The organism is Rhodococcus sp. NPDC058639, from assembly GCF_042717545.1.
Lineage (GTDB): Bacteria > Actinomycetota > Actinomycetes > Mycobacteriales > Mycobacteriaceae > Rhodococcus.
In genome coordinates this window covers 48,544-66,517 of the sequence record NZ_JBHXRF010000003.1, presented here as the reverse complement: position 1 = coordinate 66,517, position 17,974 = coordinate 48,544, and the positions used below count along the sequence as shown (strand labels likewise).

20 protein-coding genes are annotated in these 17,974 nt (G+C 68.5%); 7 read left to right on the top strand and 13 right to left on the bottom strand.

Going from position 1 to position 17,974, the window contains the following annotated elements; all coding sequences use genetic code 11:
• Nucleotides 1-2: 2 nt before the first annotated feature.
• From ACFWU2_RS06190 to ACFWU2_RS06175, 4 genes are all read right to left on the bottom strand, one after another.
• On the bottom strand, nucleotides 3-845 hold the full coding sequence (locus ACFWU2_RS06190; protein WP_378602568.1) for a maleylpyruvate isomerase family mycothiol-dependent enzyme: 843 nt from the start codon (nucleotides 843-845) through the stop codon (nucleotides 3-5).
• Nucleotides 842-1,282 (bottom strand): HIT family protein, encoded by a 441-nt coding sequence (locus ACFWU2_RS06185; RefSeq protein ID WP_378602565.1) that lies wholly within the window; start codon nucleotides 1,280-1,282, stop codon nucleotides 842-844. Before ACFWU2_RS06185 ends, ACFWU2_RS06190 begins: the two co-directional genes overlap by 4 nt.
• 4 nt (nucleotides 1,283-1,286) lie before the next feature.
• Nucleotides 1,287-2,039 carry an NAD-dependent deacetylase gene (locus ACFWU2_RS06180; RefSeq protein WP_378602562.1) on the bottom strand — a complete coding sequence of 251 codons (753 nt, stop codon included), beginning with the start codon at nucleotides 2,037-2,039 and terminating at the stop codon, nucleotides 1,287-1,289.
• Between the two features lie 227 nt (nucleotides 2,040-2,266).
• Entirely contained in the window at nucleotides 2,267-2,629 is a 363-nt protein-coding gene (locus ACFWU2_RS06175; protein WP_378602559.1) for a DUF488 domain-containing protein, read from the bottom strand.
• A gap of 250 nt (nucleotides 2,630-2,879) precedes the next feature.
• On the opposite strand from ACFWU2_RS06175, the gene ACFWU2_RS06170 reads away from it, so the two are divergent.
• The 3 genes from ACFWU2_RS06170 to ACFWU2_RS06160 are packed head-to-tail and all read left to right on the top strand — an operon-like array spanning nucleotide 2,880 to nucleotide 5,770.
• Nucleotides 2,880-4,007 carry a Re/Si-specific NAD(P)(+) transhydrogenase subunit alpha gene (locus tag ACFWU2_RS06170; protein WP_378602556.1) on the top strand — a complete coding sequence of 376 codons (1,128 nt, stop codon included), beginning with the start codon at nucleotides 2,880-2,882 and terminating at the stop codon, nucleotides 4,005-4,007.
• Complete coding sequence (locus ACFWU2_RS06165) at nucleotides 4,008-4,343, top strand: NAD(P) transhydrogenase subunit alpha (RefSeq protein WP_169622460.1); 336 nt, start codon at nucleotides 4,008-4,010, stop codon at nucleotides 4,341-4,343. It begins immediately after the preceding gene.
• Nucleotides 4,340-5,770 (top strand): NAD(P)(+) transhydrogenase (Re/Si-specific) subunit beta, encoded by a 1,431-nt coding sequence (locus ACFWU2_RS06160; protein WP_378602553.1) that lies wholly within the window; start codon nucleotides 4,340-4,342, stop codon nucleotides 5,768-5,770. The genes ACFWU2_RS06165 and ACFWU2_RS06160 overlap by 4 nt, the downstream gene beginning before the upstream one ends.
• Before the next feature lie 30 nt (nucleotides 5,771-5,800).
• Here the strand turns inward: ACFWU2_RS06160 and ACFWU2_RS06155 are convergent, their stop codons facing one another.
• Genes ACFWU2_RS06155 through pdhA form a run of 4 tightly spaced genes read right to left on the bottom strand, consistent with a single transcriptional unit; the run spans nucleotide 5,801 to nucleotide 10,413 of the window.
• Nucleotides 5,801-6,979 (bottom strand): MFS transporter, encoded by a 1,179-nt coding sequence (locus ACFWU2_RS06155; RefSeq protein WP_378602550.1) that lies wholly within the window; start codon nucleotides 6,977-6,979, stop codon nucleotides 5,801-5,803.
• A gap of 46 nt (nucleotides 6,980-7,025) precedes the next feature.
• Nucleotides 7,026-8,318, bottom strand: a complete 1,293-nt coding sequence (locus tag ACFWU2_RS06150; RefSeq protein ID WP_378602547.1) for a dihydrolipoamide acetyltransferase family protein — start codon at nucleotides 8,316-8,318, stop codon at nucleotides 7,026-7,028.
• A 14-nt stretch (nucleotides 8,319-8,332) separates the two neighbouring features.
• Entirely contained in the window at nucleotides 8,333-9,316 is a 984-nt protein-coding gene (locus ACFWU2_RS06145; RefSeq protein WP_378602545.1) for an alpha-ketoacid dehydrogenase subunit beta, read from the bottom strand.
• Entirely contained in the window at nucleotides 9,313-10,413 is a 1,101-nt protein-coding gene (gene pdhA, locus ACFWU2_RS06140) for a pyruvate dehydrogenase (acetyl-transferring) E1 component subunit alpha (RefSeq protein ID WP_378602542.1), read from the bottom strand. Before pdhA ends, ACFWU2_RS06145 begins: the two co-directional genes overlap by 4 nt.
• 164 nt (nucleotides 10,414-10,577) lie before the next feature.
• Here pdhA and ACFWU2_RS06135 point away from each other — a divergent pair, with 164 nt between their 5' ends.
• Nucleotides 10,578-11,051, top strand: coding sequence for an Lrp/AsnC family transcriptional regulator (locus ACFWU2_RS06135; protein WP_378602539.1), 474 nt, complete (start codon nucleotides 10,578-10,580; stop codon nucleotides 11,049-11,051).
• 31 nt (nucleotides 11,052-11,082) lie between these two features.
• On the opposite strand, the gene ACFWU2_RS06130 is transcribed toward ACFWU2_RS06135, so the two are convergent.
• The gene (locus ACFWU2_RS06130) at nucleotides 11,083-11,553 is read right to left on the bottom strand and encodes an acyl-CoA thioesterase (protein WP_378602536.1); all 471 of its coding nucleotides are present in this window, start codon (nucleotides 11,551-11,553) and stop codon (nucleotides 11,083-11,085) included.
• On the bottom strand, nucleotides 11,513-12,754 hold the full coding sequence (locus ACFWU2_RS06125; protein ID WP_378602533.1) for a benzoate/H(+) symporter BenE family transporter: 1,242 nt from the start codon (nucleotides 12,752-12,754) through the stop codon (nucleotides 11,513-11,515). The genes ACFWU2_RS06130 and ACFWU2_RS06125 overlap by 41 nt, the downstream gene beginning before the upstream one ends.
• 68 nt (nucleotides 12,755-12,822) lie before the next feature.
• Here ACFWU2_RS06125 and ACFWU2_RS06120 point away from each other — a divergent pair, with 68 nt between their 5' ends.
• Both ACFWU2_RS06120 and ACFWU2_RS06115 read left to right on the top strand, forming a co-directional pair.
• Nucleotides 12,823-13,662 carry a sulfurtransferase gene (locus tag ACFWU2_RS06120; RefSeq protein WP_378602530.1) on the top strand — a complete coding sequence of 280 codons (840 nt, stop codon included), beginning with the start codon at nucleotides 12,823-12,825 and terminating at the stop codon, nucleotides 13,660-13,662.
• 103 nt (nucleotides 13,663-13,765) lie between these two features.
• Entirely contained in the window at nucleotides 13,766-14,614 is an 849-nt protein-coding gene (locus tag ACFWU2_RS06115) for a DUF5995 family protein (RefSeq protein ID WP_378602527.1), read from the top strand.
• A gap of 43 nt (nucleotides 14,615-14,657) precedes the next feature.
• Here ACFWU2_RS06115 and ACFWU2_RS06110 read toward each other — a convergent pair whose 3' ends face one another.
• Nucleotides 14,658-15,476: a shikimate 5-dehydrogenase gene (locus ACFWU2_RS06110; protein WP_169622468.1), complete on the bottom strand. Its 819-nt coding sequence runs from the start codon at nucleotides 15,474-15,476 to the stop codon at nucleotides 14,658-14,660.
• Between the two features lie 89 nt (nucleotides 15,477-15,565).
• Here ACFWU2_RS06110 and ACFWU2_RS06105 point away from each other — a divergent pair, with 89 nt between their 5' ends.
• The gene (locus ACFWU2_RS06105) at nucleotides 15,566-16,348 is read left to right on the top strand and encodes an enoyl-CoA hydratase/isomerase family protein (protein WP_378602523.1); all 783 of its coding nucleotides are present in this window, start codon (nucleotides 15,566-15,568) and stop codon (nucleotides 16,346-16,348) included.
• A 61-nt stretch (nucleotides 16,349-16,409) separates the two neighbouring features.
• On the opposite strand, the gene ACFWU2_RS06100 is transcribed toward ACFWU2_RS06105, so the two are convergent.
• Both ACFWU2_RS06100 and map read right to left on the bottom strand, forming a co-directional pair.
• Nucleotides 16,410-17,084, bottom strand: coding sequence for an HNH endonuclease family protein (locus ACFWU2_RS06100; protein ID WP_378602520.1), 675 nt, complete (start codon nucleotides 17,082-17,084; stop codon nucleotides 16,410-16,412).
• A gap of 75 nt (nucleotides 17,085-17,159) precedes the next feature.
• Nucleotides 17,160-17,933 carry a type I methionyl aminopeptidase gene (map, locus tag ACFWU2_RS06095; protein ID WP_378602517.1) on the bottom strand — a complete coding sequence of 258 codons (774 nt, stop codon included), beginning with the start codon at nucleotides 17,931-17,933 and terminating at the stop codon, nucleotides 17,160-17,162.
• Between the last annotated feature and the right edge of the window lie 41 nt (nucleotides 17,934-17,974).

The following is a 17,974-nucleotide window of genomic DNA, read 5'->3' as shown; positions in this document are numbered from 1 at the left end:
GATCAGATGGTGAAGGCGAGGTTCTCGACGAGGCGGCGCCCGACGGCGGTATCGCCGCCGAGCGTGATTTCGTCGAGTCGGTCGACTGCGCGCACCCGCCCACCCGCCAGTCGCACGAACAGACTCGAGTCCATCGCGATCGTCGTCGTGGCGGGGCCGGACAGTTCGGGTACCACTGCGGCGCGCCCGTCCACCTCCACGTGGACGGTGCGGGCGAGTGGGCCGCTCAGTTCGAGGGTGATGCGCGCTCCATCGGGTGCCTTACCGAGTTTGCCGAACACGAACGGCACCGCGCCGAAGATTTCGGCGGAACCCAGTTCGCCGCGCGGGCCACCTTCGTCGCCGGGCGCGCCGATCGCATCCCGGATGTCGAGTTCGTGGAGCCAGCAATCGAAGATGCGGATGCGCATGAAGCGTCCGTAGGTCGCCCGGCCCACCGGCGTGTCCGCGGGCGCCTCGAAATCCGCCTGCGTCATCGCCGACAGTTGCTCGGTGCGATGCGCGACTATCCGCCGATACTGCGCGAGCACCTCGGAACCGGGCGTTCCACGCAGCGACTCGACCCAGTGTTCGTTGAAAGCACCGATCTCGTTGCGCACGTGGGCGAGCGTGTGCACGTCGATGTTCACGTGTGGCGCCTCGATCCCGGCCAGCATCGACTCGGTGCCGATCAGGTGAGCGACGATGTCCTTGACCGTCCAGCCCGGAAGATTTGTCGGCGTGAACCATCCGTCGCTGTCCAGAGCGGCAAGGAGCGAGTCGATCACCGCGAACTCCTCGAGCAGGAGAGGCCGGATGGTGTCGACGGGAAAGTCGACTGCGGTGCTGCCCGGTGGTGACGTCATGAGTTCTCCTCGGAGGCGAGACGGTCGAGTCCTGCGCGAATTGCCGCCGCGGTGACGTCCGGATTCTGGGCTCGCCGGCGGACCAGGCCGACGCCGAGTCGAATACGGTCACCCTTCTTGCGGGGAAGTACGTGCAGGTGCGTATGGAAAACGGCCTGGAACGCAGCCCGGCCGTCGTTGAGTACCAGGTTGGTGCCGTCGGTGGTGAGATCCGAGCGGCTGAGTGCACGCGCGAGACGATGTCCGGCGCGGAACATCGACGCACCGAGTTCGGGGTCGAGGTGCTCGAGCCGGGAGACGTGCTCACGCGGCACGACGAGCAGGTGTCCCCGCGCGACCGGGCGGGCGTCGAGGAACGCGACCACGTCGTCGTCCTCATAGACCCGCGCGGCCGGTGCGGAACCGGCCACTATGTCGCAGAACACACAGGAACTCATCGCGTCACTCTAACGTCCCCGCTGCCGCCACCAGACCTGGAAGCCCCTTTGCTGCGGTGGTCCGCCACACCGCCTCGACCCGAGAGGACAACTCGGTGTCCTGGGGGTTGATCTCCACGACCGGGACACCGTGGCGAGTCGCCAACTCGGGCAACTCCGCAGCCGGGTACACGATCCCCGAGGTGCCGACGACGAGCAGCACATCGGCGACGCGGAGGGCTGCGACTGCCGCGTCCCAGGGTTGCCGGGGCAGCATCTCGCCGAACCAGACGACCCCAGGGCGCCCGGCTCCTCCGCACGTGTCGCACGTCGGGGGCGTGATGCGCTCGACCGGTTCGCCGGGCGGTGCGGGCAGGTCCATAGGGCGCTCGCAGTCACTGCACCGGGGTTCGAAGAGGCTGCCGTGGAGGTGTGCGAGAACGGTGCTGCCGGCGCGCTCGTGCAGGTCGTCGACGTTCTGGGTCACGATCGCGACCTTTGCGGTGCGTCCCCATTCGGCGAGCGCGTGATGCCCGGCGTTGGGAGCGACGCGGCGTACGAGCGCAACCCGCCACTGGTACCACGCCCACACCGCGTCCCGATCTGCGTTCCAGGCCTCGGGGGTCGCGAGGGCGGCAGCGTCGAAGTTCTCCCACAAACCCGTCTGCGCGTCACGGAAGGTGGGCACGCCGCTCTCGGCGGACATTCCGGCGCCCGTGAGCACCGCTACGCGGCGCGCGCCGCGGGTGAGGTCGAGGACCGCGGCGGGAACATTCATGGAGTCAGGGTAAAAGAGTGGCCGGTTCTCCGGACGGATTCCCGGCACTGCCGGGATCGGCGGCGGCGCGGCCGCAGCGGGAGCACGGCGACGCGGGGTCGTCGAGCACAAGGCCGCAGTCGGGGCAGACGCGGTGCAGCAGGCAGGCCGGCTCGCCCCCGTCGTCCCACTCCCTCGGTGCACTGTTCATTGCAGGCGTCTCTTTCCTGTCAGCGCTCTTTCTACCGTCAGTGCTCTCTCAGATAGTCGGCGAGTACCCGCGCGCCGCTGTGCTCGACGTCGCGTGTGGCGGTGAGCAGCACGAGCGCCCGCCCGTCCGCCTGCTCGTCGAGACGCGCGATGGCGTCGCCGGACGCCGGAGATGCCAACTCCGCGCGATAGCGGTCGCGGAACTCCGTGAAAAGAGAGGTGTCGTGGGAATACCACTTGCGAAGATCTGTCGAGGGAGCGAGGTTCTGGGCCCATTCGTCGTAGTGGAAGGCGTCCCGTCGGAGGCCCCGCGGCCAGAGACGGTCCACGAGAACCCGGAACGGCTCGTCGTCGGCGGGGTGGTCGTAGACCCGTTCGACGGTGACCGTGCGGTGTGGCATGGCGTTTCCTTTCCGCGTCGTGCACTCACAGAATTTGCAGCAAGCTTGTGAAGTGAGGTGTGTCACATTCTTGCATCATCTTGCTGTTCGGACTCGATTCAGACGATTCGTGCAAGTTGCAGGTCGGGTGCCGTCCCGGTAGGCCTGCATAGAGTCACCACGAGTGCAGGCCGTCACATGGCCCGATCGCACGCACATCTCGCCGCCGATCGCGGCGCCGCGCACTTCATCGACGCAGGAGTCAGAGAAATTGAGTACCGAAGGATCGAATACGGGGAGCGGAGCGCACCGCCGTCCGACCGTCGGCGTGGTTCGTGAAACCCACGACGGTGAGCGGCGTGTCGCGCTTGTTCCGAAGATCGTGCCGTCGCTGATCGCCAAGGGCCTCGACGTGATCGTCGAAGCCGGCGCAGGCCTCGGCGCGCTCATACCCGATGCCGCCTACAAGGAAGCGGGCGCTCAGATCGGCGACGCCTGGTCGTCCGACGTGGTCGTCAAGGTCGCACCGCCCACCGACGCGGAGATCGCCCGGCTCGGCTCGGGACGCCGGCTGATCGGTTTCCTCGCGCCGCGCAACGCCGACAACCAGATCGGTGCGCTCGCTGCTGCCGGTGTCGAGGCGTACGCCGTCGAGGCCATCCCGCGCATCTCCCGCGCCCAGGTCATGGACGCACTGTCGTCCCAGGCCAACGTCGCCGGCTACAAAGCCGTCCTGGTCGCCGCGAACGAATCCACGCGGTTCTTCCCGATGCTCACCACCGCAGCCGGCACCGTCAAGCCCGCCACGGTACTGGTGCTCGGCGTGGGTGTCGCCGGCCTGCAGGCACTCGCGACCGCCAAACGGCTCGGCGGCCGCACCACCGGCTACGACGTCCGCCCCGAGGTCGCAGATCAGGTGCGCTCGGTCGGTTCCCAGTGGCTCGACCTCGGCATCGACGCCGCGGGTGAAGGCGGATATGCCCGTGAACTCAGCGACGACGAGCGCGCTCAGCAGCAGCAGGCGCTCGAGGATGCCATCAAGGGCTTCGACGTCGTCATCACCACCGCACTGGTGCCCGGCCGGCCCGCTCCGCGTCTGGTGACCGCCGCGGCCGTGGAGGGAATGCGGCCGGGCTCGGTCATCGTCGACCTCGCCGGCGAAACCGGCGGCAACTGTGAACTCACCGAACCGGGTCGAACCGTCGTCAAGCACGGAGTGACCATCTGCTCGCCGCTGAATCTTCCCGCGACGATGCCGGAGCACGCGTCAGAGCTGTATTCGAAGAACGTTGCGGCCTTGCTCGAGCTCATGCTCGACGAGAACGGCACGCCGGCCCCGGACTTCTCGGACGAGATTCTCGCCGAGGCGTGCGTGACCCGCTCGAAGGAGACCCCCTAGATGTACAACGAACTGTTGGCGAACATCGCGATCCTGGTTCTGTCCGGGTTCGTCGGTTTCGCAGTGATTTCCAAAGTCCCGAACACCCTGCACACCCCATTGATGTCCGGCACCAACGCCATTCACGGCATCGTCGTGCTCGGCGCCCTCGTGGTGCTCGGTCACCTCCCGGCCGACGCGCCGTGGAGCATCAAGGTCATCTTGTTCGTGGCGCTCGTGTTCGGCACGCTCAACGTGGTCGGCGGCTTCGTCGTGACGGACCGCATGCTCGCAATGTTCAAGCCCAAGAAAGACTCCGGCAAGGCTGCCGCGACCAAGGGAGCCGACGCCCGATGAGCTACCTCGTGTCAATCCTCTACATCATCGCCTTCGGCATGTTCATCTACGGTCTGATGGGCCTGACCGGCCCGAAGACCGCGGTGCGCGGTAACTACATCGCCGCGGTGGGCATGCTCCTCGCCGTCGTCGCCACCCTCATCGACATTCGTGACACCGGCAACTGGATCATCATCGCCGCCGGCCTGATCGTCGGTGTCGTGCTGGGTGTCCCGCCGGCGTTGCGTACCAAGATGACTGCGATGCCGCAGTTGGTCGCCATGTTCAACGGCGTCGGTGGCGGCACCGTCGCCCTCATCGCCTGGGCGGAGTTCCTCGACACCGACGGCTTCACCCGGATCGACGGGTCGCCCACCGTTCACATCGTCATCGGTTCGCTCTTCGCCGCGATCGTCGGCTCGATCTCCTTCTGGGGCTCGATCGTCGCGTACGTCAAACTTCAGGAACTCCTGAACAAGAACGTCGAGAAGAAGCTCGTCGGAGGCGCGAAGCTGTTCCAGATCGCCAACGTTCTTCTCGCCGTGGCGTCGCTGGCGATTGCCGTCTACATCGGAATCAACGCCGATCCCGCCAACGATCCCACCGCGGGCATCTGGATCCTCGGATTGCTCGTCGTCGCCGGCCTGATGGGTCTGTTCGTCGTGCTGCCGATCGGCGGCGCCGACATGCCGGTCGTCATCTCGCTGCTCAACGCGCTGACCGGTCTGTCCGCCGCGGCTGCGGGCCTCGCACTGAACAACACCGCGATGATCGTCGCGGGCATGATCGTCGGCGCCTCCGGCACGATCCTCACCAACCTCATGGCCAAGGCCATGAACCGCTCGATCCCCGCGATCGTGTTCGGGTCGTTCGGCGGTGACGGCGGAGCGGCCGGCATCGTCGGTGCAACCGGCGGCACCGTGAAGGCGACGTCCTCGTCCGACGCGGCGATCCAGATGGCCTACGCCAACCAGGTCATCGTGGTGCCCGGTTACGGCCTCGCGGTTGCACAGGCGCAGCACGCGGTCAAGGAGATGGCATCGCTGCTCGAAGCGCGCGGTGTCGAGGTCAAGTACGCGATCCATCCCGTCGCGGGACGGATGCCGGGTCACATGAACGTCCTGCTCGCCGAAGCCGAGGTGTCCTACGACGCGCTCAAGGAGATGGACGACATCAACGGTGAATTCAACCGCACCGATGTCACCATAGTCATCGGCGCGAACGACGTCACCAACCCGGCCGCGCGCCACGACTCGTCCAGCCCGATCTACGGAATGCCGATCCTGAACGTGGATCAGTCGAAGTCCGTCATCGTGCTCAAGCGCTCGATGAGTTCCGGCTACGCGGGCATCGACAACCCGCTGTTCACGGCGGACAACACCTCGATGTTGTTCGGCGACGCAAAGAAGATGGTCGCCGAGGTCACCGAAGAGCTGAAGGCTCTCTGACCCCTCGCTTCCTCCCGGCGCCCACGCGGATCACCGCGTGGGCGCCGGTGTCGTCGGGGCCGTGAGCACCGGGGCGAGCAGCGCCGCGACCAGCACGCAGACGAGCGGCACCGCCATCGCCGTGGTGAGGGACGTCGCCTCGGACACCCACCCGATACAGGCCGGTCCCGCAAGGAAGCCGAGATAGCCGAGACCCACGACGCGGGACATGTCGGCACCGGGCGACCCGGACTCGAGATTGCCTGCCGCGGTGAACAGCTGGGGGACGGCGCCGGACAATCCGAGACCGAAGAGCGCCCACCCGGCGAGCGTCAGCGGGAGCACCGGCGACACCATCACGGTGCCCATGCCGACGGCCGCCATCAGTGTTCCGTACCGGATCACGCCGGCGCTGCCGATACGTGCGCTCACCCGGTCGGCGACGAACCTGCCGAGCGTCATCGTCGCGGAGAACGCCCCGAACGCGAGCGCGGCCACCGACGCCGGACTGTCGAGTCGCTCCTGGACCTGGAGGGCACTCCAGTCGTTGGCGACCCCTTCACAGAGCATCAGCGCGAACGCGACACCACCGAGCAGCACGACCCGCCGGGAATAACCGCCGCGACGCCCGGAAGACGACCTGTGGGGAACAGGCGTGGTGCGCACGAGGTGCCGCCCGGCCCATGCGATCAGGCACACCGCCAGTCCTCCCGCGGCCGCAAGGGTGACGGGAGGACTCACTCCCAGCGCGAGGGTGGCCGCACCGACCAGCGACCCGGCGATGCCACCGGCGGAGAACACTCCGTGAAATGCCGACATGATCGGCCGTTCGTACCGTTGCTCGAGCACCACGGCCTGCGAGTTCATCGAGACGTCGAGTGCGCCGTTCGCCAGCCCGAAGATCGCGAGGGCCAGGCCGAGTTGCCACGGCGCGGTCGCGAGTCCCGGCCCGACGGCCACGACCGCCAGGGCCAGCGCCGACACTATCGTCGTGCGGTGACTGCCGAACCGGTCGGCGAGCCGTCCCGTCACCTGCATTCCGCACAGCGCACCTGCCGCGAGCAGCAGCAACAGCGATCCGAGCGTCGCGTACCCCGTCCCGACCCGCTCCAGGATCACCGGGATGTGCACCACCCACATGGCGAGCAGGAACCCGTTCACGCCGAACACCGTGAACACCGCGACGCGCGCGCGGGCGAGCCGGGCGTTCTTCCGCACAGAATCGGTCACGCGGGCACGGTACCGATTTCCGCTCCCGAAGCCGGGCGCGCGCTCGTTACGCGCCGCCGAGGAGCGCGGGCACGGGGTCTCCGAGGAAGCGGCCGATTGCGGCAAGCGCGCGGCCGGCCTGCTCACCGTCGACGAGGCGGTGGTCGAACGAGAGCGACAGGCTCGCGACCTTGCGGACCTCGAGTGCGCCGTCGAGCACCCACGGACGATCGGCGATGGCGCCGACCGCGAGGATCGCCGCTTCCCCCGGGTTGAGGATCGGCGTGCCCGCCTCGATGCCGAAGACACCGATATTCGTGACGGACACCGTGGAACCGGTCAGCTCGGCCGGCGTCGCCCGGCCGGTCCGCGCGCGATCGGCGGCCTCGGCGATCGCATCCGCGAGGTCCGGGAGCGGCAGGTGCCGGGCGTCGCGCACGACCGGAACCTTCAGCCCGTCCGGTGTGGCGGCGGCGATCCCGAGATGGATGTCGTGGTGGACGACGATTTCCTGGGCGTCGTCGTCCCAGCGTGAGTTGAGCGACGGCTCCTCGGTGACCGCGCGCATCAATGCCCGGGCGACGATGGTCAGCGCGGTGAGGTGACGGCCGTCGAACGCCGGTTCGCCGCGTAATCGCGTGACGAGATCGACCGTGGCCGTCACATCGCAGGTGAGGAACACCGTCGCGTGCGGTGCGGTGAACGCGCTGCGGGTTACGGCGTCGGCGGTGCGCTTGCGGACACCGCGGATCGGCACCCGACTGGTGGTCGACGCGGGTCGCGGTGTGTCCGTATCGGTGTCCCCGGCATCGTTCCCCGCCGCGCGCTTGACATCGTTCCGAGTGATGACGCCTCCCGCGCCCGTGCCTCCGACCTCCGCGAGATCCACCCCGAGCAGGGCCGCTTCCCGGCGCGCGCCCGGTTTCGCGTCCGGGCGGTGCGCGGGCGCGCCGGTGGTGCTCGACGAGTTCCCGGCCGGGTTGGTCCGTGTCGCGCGGCGGCTGACGGGTGCGGCACCCGGGCCGTAGCCGACCAGCACCGCCGGACGCGCTTCGGCGGGCGCTGACTCGGACGAGGGGGACGCCGCGGGTTGTGCGCCGTCCGACGGCCCCGCGCCGACGGCGATCCGCAACAGCGGGCTGCCCACCGGGATCGTCTGACCCGGTGCGACGAGGAGTTCGGCGACCGTGCCGGCATACGGCGACGGCAACTCGACGGTCGCTTTCGCCGTCTCCACCTCGCCGATCACCTGATTGAGCTCGAGCCGGTCGCCGATCTGCACCGACCACGACACCCACTCGGCCTCGGTGAGTCCCTCCCCGAGATCGGGCAGGCGGAACTCCTCGACGGACTGTGACATCGTCACTCCCTTCGTCATGCCGCGAGCGCGCGATCCACCGCATCGAGAATGCGGTCGGGATCCGGCCGGTGATGGGATTCGAGCTTTGCGGGCGGATACGGAATATCGAATCCGCCGACGCGGAGGACCGGCGCTTCGAGTTGGTAGAAGCAACGCTCGGCGGTCCGGGCCGCGATCTCGGCGCCGATCCCGCAGAACACGGGCGCTTCCTGCAGCACCACGAGGCGTCCGGTGCGGCGCACCGACTCCTCGACGGTGTCGAAATCGATGGGCGAGAGCGACCGCAGATCGATCACCTCCAGCGACCGGCCCTCGGCGGCAGCGATATCCGCGGCCTGCAGCGCGGGAGGCACCATCGCACCGAAAGTGACCACGGTGACGTCGCTTCCGGTGCGGAGGATGCGCGCACGGTCGAGGGGAAGATCGGGTCCGGTGTCCACATCGACCTCGCCGCGTTCCCAGTACCGGTGTTTCGGTTCGAGGAAGACCACGGGGTCGTCGAGCGCGACAGCTTGCTGGATCATCCAGTACGCGTCCGACGGGCTGCCCGGACTGACCACCCGGAGACCGGCGGTGTGGGCGAAATATGCCTCGGGCGACTCCGAATGGTGTTCGACCGCGCCGATGCCGCCCCCGTAGGGGATGCGGATGGTCAGTGGCGCGGTGACCGCTCCCGCGGTGCGGTAACGGATTTTCGCCACCTGCGAGACGATCTGGTCGAACGCGGGGTAGACGAATCCGTCGAACTGGATTTCGCACACCGGGCGGTAGCCGCGCAGAGCCATCCCGAATGCCGTTCCCACGATGCCGGATTCGGCCAGGGGAGTGTCCATCACTCGTCCTTCACCGAAATCCTTCTGCAAGGTGTCGGTGACCCGGAAGACGCCGCCGAGCCTGCCGACGTCCTCGCCCATCAGAATTACTTTCCGGTCCTGTTCGAGCGCGCGGCGCAAACCGGCGTTGAGAGCCGCGCCGAGCGCCATCGTCGTGGTGGTCATCGCAGTGCCTCCTCGTCGGTGCCGGTGAAACTCGCGAGATAGTCGGCGTAACCGGCACGTTCGTCGGCGAGCAGCGCATGGTCGGTGGCGTAGACGTGGTCGAACATCGTCAGCGGGTCCGGGTCGGGGAGGTCGAGCGTGCCGCGACGCAACCGCGTCGCCGCGTCCTGGGCGGCGGTGTCCACCTCGTCGAAGAACGCCTGGTCGGCGAGATTTTCGCGTTCGAGGAGACGTCGCATGCGGTCCACCGGATCGCGCGCCTTCCATACCTCGAGGTCGGCGGGTGTGCGGTACCTGCTCGGATCGTCCGAGGTGGTGTGCGGTCCCATCCGGTAGGTCAGCGCTTCGACGAAGAACGGTCCGGAGCCTTCGCGGGCGTGCCGGGCGGCCTGGCGTGTGACCGCGAGAACGGCGAGGACGTCGTTGCCGTCGACCTGTACGGTGGGCATTCCGAAGCCCGCGGCGCGCTGGGCGAGCGGCACCGGGCTCTGCAGTTGGGTGGGGGCACTGATCGCCCAGTGGTTGTTCTGGCAGAAGAAGACGACACCGGCGCCCCAGCCGACCGCGAATCCGAGCGCTTCCGACAGGTCGCCCTGGCTCGTCGCCCCGTCACCGAAATACACGATCGTGGCGATGTCGGCGCCGTCGAGCTTTGCTCCCATGGCGTAGCCGGTCGCGTGCAGGCCCTGCGCCCCGACGACGATGGCGGGGTTGGTCATGTTGACGGTGGCCGGGTCCCATCCCGAGTGGGCACAGCCGCGCCAGAGGGTGGTCATGTCGGCGGGGTCGACGCCACGACACCACGCGACGGCGTGCTCGCGGTAGCTGGTGAAGACGTAGTCGTCGGCTTCGAGTGCCCGGGCGGAGCCGACCTGTGCGGCCTCCTGGCCGGTCATCGGCGCCCAGAGGCCGAGTTCGCCCTGGCGCTGCAGCGCGATCGCCTCGTTGTCGAGACGGCGGACGACGACCAGGTCGCGGTAGAGATCGCGGAGTCGGGTAGGTCCGATATCGGCGACCAGCCTGCTGTAGTCGGGATTGTGGACGCGTCGCCCGTCGGGCTGGATCAACTGGACCGGGTGGGTCGTGGGAGCAACCATCGGGTCACCTCGTGGGTGCTGTCCGGGTGAGCCGGGTGGGCCGCGCCGGAATGTGAGTGGTGTACCTCACATGATCCACTCGTAGGACGAGTGCGCAATCGATGCGCTGCGGAGTGTGCAGGAAGCACGGTCGAGGGGCGGTTCGGAGTGGCACACTGCGAAGAATGACCAGTCTGGACGGGACGGACGCACGTTTGCTGCTCGAGCTCGCTCGCACGCCGAGAGCGACCGGAGTGGAGTTGTCGCAGCGACTCGGACTCTCGCGCAACACGGTCCAGGCGCGGCTGAGCCGGTGGGACTCGGAAGGGATCCTCGCCTCGTTCGAGCGCCGCGTCGACCCCGTCGCGCTCGGGTATCCGCTCGCGGCGTACGTCGCCACCCAGGTCGACCAGCACCGGCTCGACGCCGTCGTCGAGGAACTGGCACAGATTCCCGAGGTCACCGAGGTGTACGGGGTGACCGGTCCGATCGATCTGTCCGTGAAGATCGTGGCGCGCGACGCCGACGATCTCTATCGGCTGGCGGAGCGGATTCTCGGGATTCCGGGCGTCGAGCGCACCGACATGTCGCTCGTGATGCGCGAACTCGTCCCGCACCGCACCGCACCGCTCCTTCGGCGGGCGGCCGGAGCCCGATAACGGCAGCGGTACGCGACTGCGCGGTGGGGTCCTACGTCGCGGTCGAGGTGACCAGTTGCATGACCGCTTTGCGGATCTGTTCGGGAATCGGCACCGGGCGCCGGGTCTGCATATCGATGTAGACGTGCACGAAACGGCCGGTCGCGGCGGGCTGCAACGAGCCTTCCGACTCGCGGAAGATGGCGAGCGAATACGTGACGGACTGCGTGCCGAGCCGCTCCACAGCGAGACCGACCTGGAGTCGGTCGGGGAACGACAGTTCGGCGAGGTAGCGGCACGAGGTCTCCGCAACCACACCGATCGCGTCGAGTTCCCGGATGTCGACCCCGGTCGTGGCCATGAGCCAGCCGTTCACCGCGGAGTCGAAGTACGAGTAGTAGGTGACGTTGTTGACGTGGCCGTAGTGGTCGTTGTCTGCCCACCGTGTCTGCATGGGCCAGAGCACCGGGAAGTGCTCCGGATCAGGTTGCGCGGTGGGTCTCGTCGGCTGACTGTTGCTCACTCCTCGACGATAGTGCTCCCCGGACGGCAAGTCCGATCAACAGCGCCCAGAATGCAGAACCGACGCCGAATATCGACAATCCGGATGCCGCGACCAGGAATGTGACGACCGGGGCCTCGCGATCGTGCACGTCGCGGAGGGCGGCGGACAGGGCGCCGCCGAGGGTTGCCAGCAGCGCCAGCCCCGCCACGGTCTCGACGACACCCGCGGGTGCGAGCGCCACCAGAGCGGCAAGGCCGGCCGAGCACAGCGCGAGCACCAGGTACGACCAGCCCGCGGACCACGCTGCCACCCAGCGGCGCTGCGGGTCCGGGTCCGCGTCGGGTGCGGCGGCGAGCGCAGCACTGATGGCTGCCAGGTTGACGGCGTGGCCACCTGCGGGAGCACCGATCACCGTGCCGAGCCCGGTCACCGTCATCGCCGCACGCCACGGCGTCCGGTACCCGAACGAATTCAGCACCGCGGTGCCCGGAATGTTCTGCGAGGCCATCGTCACGATGTAGAGCGGAAGGGCGATTCCCAGCAGTGCCTGCCACGTCCAGGCCGGTGCCGTGAATTCGAGTCGGGGAGCAAGTTCGGTGGGCGCGACGGAGGTCCCGGTACGGACGAGGTGCACGACGATCACCACCGTCGCCGCTGCGAACGCGCCCGGTACCGCCCATCGGGGTCGCACGCGTTGCAGGATCAGCCAGACCAGCGCTATCGGTGCGATCACCGCGGGGGAGTCGGCCAGTGCGGTGACCGGTGCCAGGCACAGGGGGACGAGGATGCCGGCGAGCACCGCCTGCGCGAGGGAGGTGGGGATGGACGAGATCAGTCGTCCGAGCAGCGGCCAGAGTCCCGTCAGCACGACCGCCGCGCCGACGACGACGAACGCGCCCACCGCCGCGGGCCAGCCTCCCGCCACGACGCCGGTACCGGCGAGCAGCGCCGCGCCGGGCGTCGACCACGCGAGCGTGATCGGGGTGCGATACCGGCGCGACAGCCAGAGGATGCCCAGACCCTGGGTCAGGCACAGTGCGGCGAGACCCGAGGCGGCTTCCGCGGGGGAGGCGCCGACCGCGCGCAGGCCGGTGAGCACGACGGCGAACGAACTGGTGAAACCGACGAGGGCGGTCACGATTCCCGCTGTGATCGGCCGCGATATCGGTGCGGTGCCGCCGGTCGGCGTCGCTGCGGCGTCCGGCGGGGATTCGGTCACGGATCGGCATTCTGCCGGATCGCGCGTGGGTGATGCGGAGCGCTCGTGTTCCGTGCCAGGATCGAGACATGCCCGACACCAACGTGCTCATCTCGGCGTTCGACCTGGCGCACCTGATCGACATCGGGAAGCCACCGGTGCTGCTCGACGTGAGGTGGGCGCTCGGGGAAACCCACGGCATCGACCGGTACCACCGGGGGCACATCCCCGGAGCGGTCTACGTCGACCTCGACTCGGAACTGGCGGATCCGCCCTCCCTGGAACTCGGCCGCCATCCGCTCCCCGATATCGGACGCCTGCAGCAGGCGGCACGACGTTGGGGCCTCTCCGACGGTGACCCGGTCGTCGCATACGACGCTTTCGGAGGTCTCGCGGCCGCTCGCGCGTGGTGGTTGCTGCGTTGGGCAGGGCTGACGGATGTCCGCCTGCTCGACGGTGGGTTGCCGGCGTGGACCGCGGGTGGCCACAAGGTTGCCGCGGGTCCCGGGGAACGCCCCCACCCGGGGACGGTGTCGTTGAGCGCGGGGCACCTGCCGACCCTCGGCCCGGACGAAGTCGCACGTTTCCCGTCGCACGGAGTTCTGCTCGACGCGCGGTCGTCGGCCCGGTTCCGCGGCGACGAAGAACCCGTCGACCGCCGGGCGGGACACGTTCCGGGCGCGGTCAGTGCGCCTACCACAGAGAATCTTCGCGAGGACGGGTCGTTTCGCCCGCCGGATCAGCTCGCGGCACGTTTCGAAAGGCTTGGCGTCACCGGTGGCGACGTCGCCGTCTACTGCGGTTCGGGCATCAACGCGGCCCACGAGATCGCGGCACTGGCGATCGTCGGGATCGACGCGGCGATGTATCCGGGTTCGTGGTCGCAGTGGGCGGCCGATCCTCGGCGACCTGTGGCGACCGGCGGCTAGATTCCGCTGGTGTGGGGGTATCGCGCACCCGCCCGACATCTCGGTGCGCGGCACGTGGGACACGTGAACGTACCTTGATACAGATCTGTGTAAATTCGGAACAATGACGCATTTCGCACGCAGAAGTCTTGCCTTGTCTCTGAGTGCGGCAGCCGTCGCGGCTGCGGTCGCCGGAGCGCCCGCCGTGTCGGCAGCGCCCGCGGCCGCCGCTCCGTCTGCCTGTGTGTCCGCGGTGCCCACGGCCGACATCGCTGCGCTCACGGATCCCGCCGGGATCGAGACCTTCGACGACGCCCGGTCCCGTATCGCCGCGTTGCGGGAGGTGCTCGCTCGTAGCGACGACTACCGCGGCACCTTCGTCCTCGCGTTCGACGAGATTCTCGCGCTCACGGAGCCGACGCTGAACTCCGGCATCTACGACGACCCGGAGTGGGCGAATGCGCTGGCGGTGGAGGTCGTGCGGCTGTATCTGGCGAATCTGCACGAGTACGTCACCGGCGGTACCCCGGCGGCGCATTGGGCCGAGGCACTCGCCGGGACCGAGCGTTGTGACCGCAGCCCGGGCCGCGTTCTGCTCGGCGCCATCGTCGCGCACCTGGTGATCGATTTCCCCGAGGCGCTCGTGACCATCGGATCCACGCCCGAGCACACCCGGGACTTCTACACCTTCGGTGGTGCCCTGATCGATGCCGCGCCCGTCATCGCCGACGAGTTCGAGGCCATCTACGGCACGGATTTGCAGCCGTTCTTCACCGGGTGGTTCGCCGGTGACCTCCTGGGCGAGACGGAGACGACCACCTTCATGTTCCAGTCGGCGCGAACAGCGGCGTGGGTCAACAACTTCGGACTCCAGGACCCCGCCACCCACGACCTCACCCGGCTCGGGATGAACGTGGCCTTCGAGGCGGCGAACGTCGTGCTCGACGGGCTCGAAGCAGTCGGCACCATCTGAGCGACCGCGCCTGACCACGGCCGCCGGGGGTGAGCGGTCGTGGTCAGGACCGTGAGTACTCGGACGCGCGCCGAACCTGATCCGGGGTCGGTGTGACTCCCGTGTAGAGGGCGAACTGCAGCGCTGCCTGGAGGGCGATCACCTCGTCGCCGGTGATCACCGGAATGCCCTGCTCGCGGGCGAACCGGACGAGCGGCGTCTCGGGCGGCACCGCGACCACGTCGAAGACGACGGTGGCAGCGGCGACGACCTCCTCCGGGACGGGGAGGCGGTCGGCTTCCGGTGCACCGGCCATGCCGACCGGCGTGGCGTTGACGAGCAGGCCCGGAGGTGTCGCGGAGGCGTCCGCACGCCAGTCGTACCCGTACTTACGGGCGAGAGGGCGGCCGGTGCGTTCGTTGCGCGCTACCACGACGCCCTCGGCGAAACCGCTGTGCCGCAGCGCCGCCGTGACCGCTTTCGCCATACCGCCACTGCCGGTGATCGTCACCGGCAGTGAGGAGTCGACGGCGTGGGCCGCCAGAAGATCGGTCACCGCCTGGTAGTCGGTGTTGTATGCGTGGAGGATGCCGTCGTCGTTGACGATCGTGTTGACCGACTCGATCGCGCGTGCGGAATCGTGCAGGACGTCGACGAGTGGCAGGACCGCTTCCTTGAACGGCATCGATACCCCCGCGCCGCGAATACCGAGCCCTCGGATCCCGGCGACCGCGTCCTCGATATTCGTGGGTGCGAAGGCCTTGTAGACGAAATCGAGTCCGAGTTCGTCGTACAGGTAGTTGTGGAATCTGGTTCCGATATTGCTGGGGCGGCCCGACAGGGAGATGCACAGCCGGGTGTCCTTGGTGATGCGGGAGAGCATCCCTCCACCGTAGTGGTGGTGTTCGACGCCGCCACGACAACACATGAACACGCCATTCTCTTTTCGCGAGAATCGTATATGCTGCGGCCATGGGAGACGACCTCGGTGCCGGTGGGTTGAGATTCGAGCGGGAAGGCGCGATCGGCTGGTGCACCATCGACCGGCCCGCGGCTCGGAACGCGTTCACCCCCGCGATGTACTACGGCCTCAAACGCGCGGTTCGGCTGGTCAACAGCGACCCCGACCTCGCGGCGCTCATCATCACGGGCGTCGACGACGTCTTCGCGCCCGGCGGTGACCTCGGTGGCCGGTCCGAACCCGGCGACGACCTGCCCGACGGCCTCGCCGGCAACGATGTGGTGCCGTTCCTGACCATCCGGGACAGCCGCGCGCCGGTGATCTCGGCGGTCAACGGCATCTGCCAGGCCGGGGGACTGCTTGTCGCGATGATGTCGGACATCGCCGTGGCGAGCGAACGGGCCACCTTCCGCGTCCCCGAACTGCTGCGCGGCATCCCCGACGCGACGTTCGCGGCGGCGCTGCCGGCCCATGTCGGAATCGCGGCGGCGCGTGACCTGATCCTGTCCGCGCGGCGCTTCGACGCCGCGGAGGCGCTGCGGCTCGGTGTGATCTCACGCGTGGTGCCGCACGACCAACTGCGAGAGGCCGCGCTGACCGCGGCACGCGAGGTGCTGCAGACTGCTCCGCTTGCGCGCGCCCAGGTCAAGCGCATGCTCAACGAGCGGTACGGGCAGTTCGACTATCAGACGATGTTCGGGTCACTCGAGACGTCGCCCGAACCGCGAGAAGGCATGCGCGCCTTCATGGAAAAGCGTGATCCGGAATGGATTCCGCAGAATCTCCCGGCATAACCGACGCGTGATCGCCCGGCGTCGCCGGAGTCGACGCCGCGGCCGAGGGAGCATGTCGCTGTCACGGATCGGGGCAGGACCCGGCGGCGTCCGCCAGCGCGCGATGGTCGCCGGAAGTGATCGGTAGTCCGTATCGCACTGCGACAGTGAGGTATCGGCCGGCGAACCAGCACCGGTATCCCGCGGCGGGCGGCATCCATTGCGCGGGGGTGTGGTCGCTCTTGTCCTCGTTGGCCGGCCCGTCCACCGCGACGAGGTTGTACGTGATGTCGTTGGCGAACTGCCGGCGCAGATCGGCCGGCCACCGTGCCGCGCCGAAATCCCACGCAGCCGCGAGCGGATAGATGTGGTCGACGTGCACGGCGCGTGCCTCGGAACGGCGAAAATCCACGCGCGCACCGGTGTACGGATCGTGGAGGGTTCCCGAGACGACGACGCACGCGTCGGTGCCCGGACGGAACGCCGGTTCACGGAGGTCGCGTGCGAGTACGTTGTTCCGCGTGTCGCACCCGTCGTGACCGCCCTCACCGGGGTGGTCGTCCGACCACGCTGGGCCGAACACGCACCCTTCTCCTGGCCCGCACCCGCGCTCGTATCCGCTTTCCCGCGGCCGGTCCGGCCACACGGTCACCTGCCCGAGCAGTGCCGCTATCTGCCCTCGCGGCGGGCTGCCGGGCACCGGGTCGTCGGCCGGATCGGAGACGCTCCGGAACCAGGACATCCCGATGGCCGCCATTACGACCCATATCCACCACTTCGTTGCGCGTCCCCCCGGCACCCCGGCATCGTGGCAGCGCGCACCGACAGGCGGCTACCGGTCGGCCGGTGCGGTGAGAACCTGCGGACCGTCGTCGGTGATCGCCACGGTGTGTTCGCTGTGCGCGGTGCGGGAGCCGTCGGCGGAACGGATGGTCCAGCCGTCCGGGTCGAAGGCGATCTCGTCCGTGGTCGGTGTCCACCACGGTTCGAGCGCGAGGGTGAGGCCCGGGCGCAGGACGAGGCCGCGTCCGGCGCGGCCGGTGTTGGAGACGTGCGGGTCTTCGTGCATGGTGCGGCCGAGGCCGTGGCCCCCGAACTGGGTGTTGACGGGATAGCCGTATTCGGCGGCGACCGCTCCGATGGCCGCGGAGATGTCGCCGAGTCGGTTGCCCGGCTGGGCGGCGGCGATACCCGCCGCGAGTGCGCGTTCGGTGGACTCGATGAGACGTCGATCCTCGGGCCGCTCGGTTCCGACGACGACGGTGCGTGCGGAATCGGCGACCCAGCCGTCGATCGAGACGGCGATGTCCATGCTGAGCACGTCCCCGTCCTGCAGCACGTAGTCGTGCGGCAGTCCGTGCAGCACCGCGTCGTTGACCGACAGGCAGATGACGTTGCGGAACGGACCACGCCCGAAGGACGGCGCGTAGTCCCAGTAGCAGGACACGGCGCCGCGCTCGGCGATCAGGTCCCGCGCCCGGTGCTCGAGGTCGAGGAGGTTGACGCCGGGTGCGGCTCTCTGCGCGAGATCGTCCACGAGATCGGCGATGAACGCGCCGGTGGTGCGCATCGCGTCGATCTCACGCGGGGTTTTCAGTTCGAGCACTGCACGTGTCCTTCCGGAAAGGGTTCTGAATCGCGGTATTA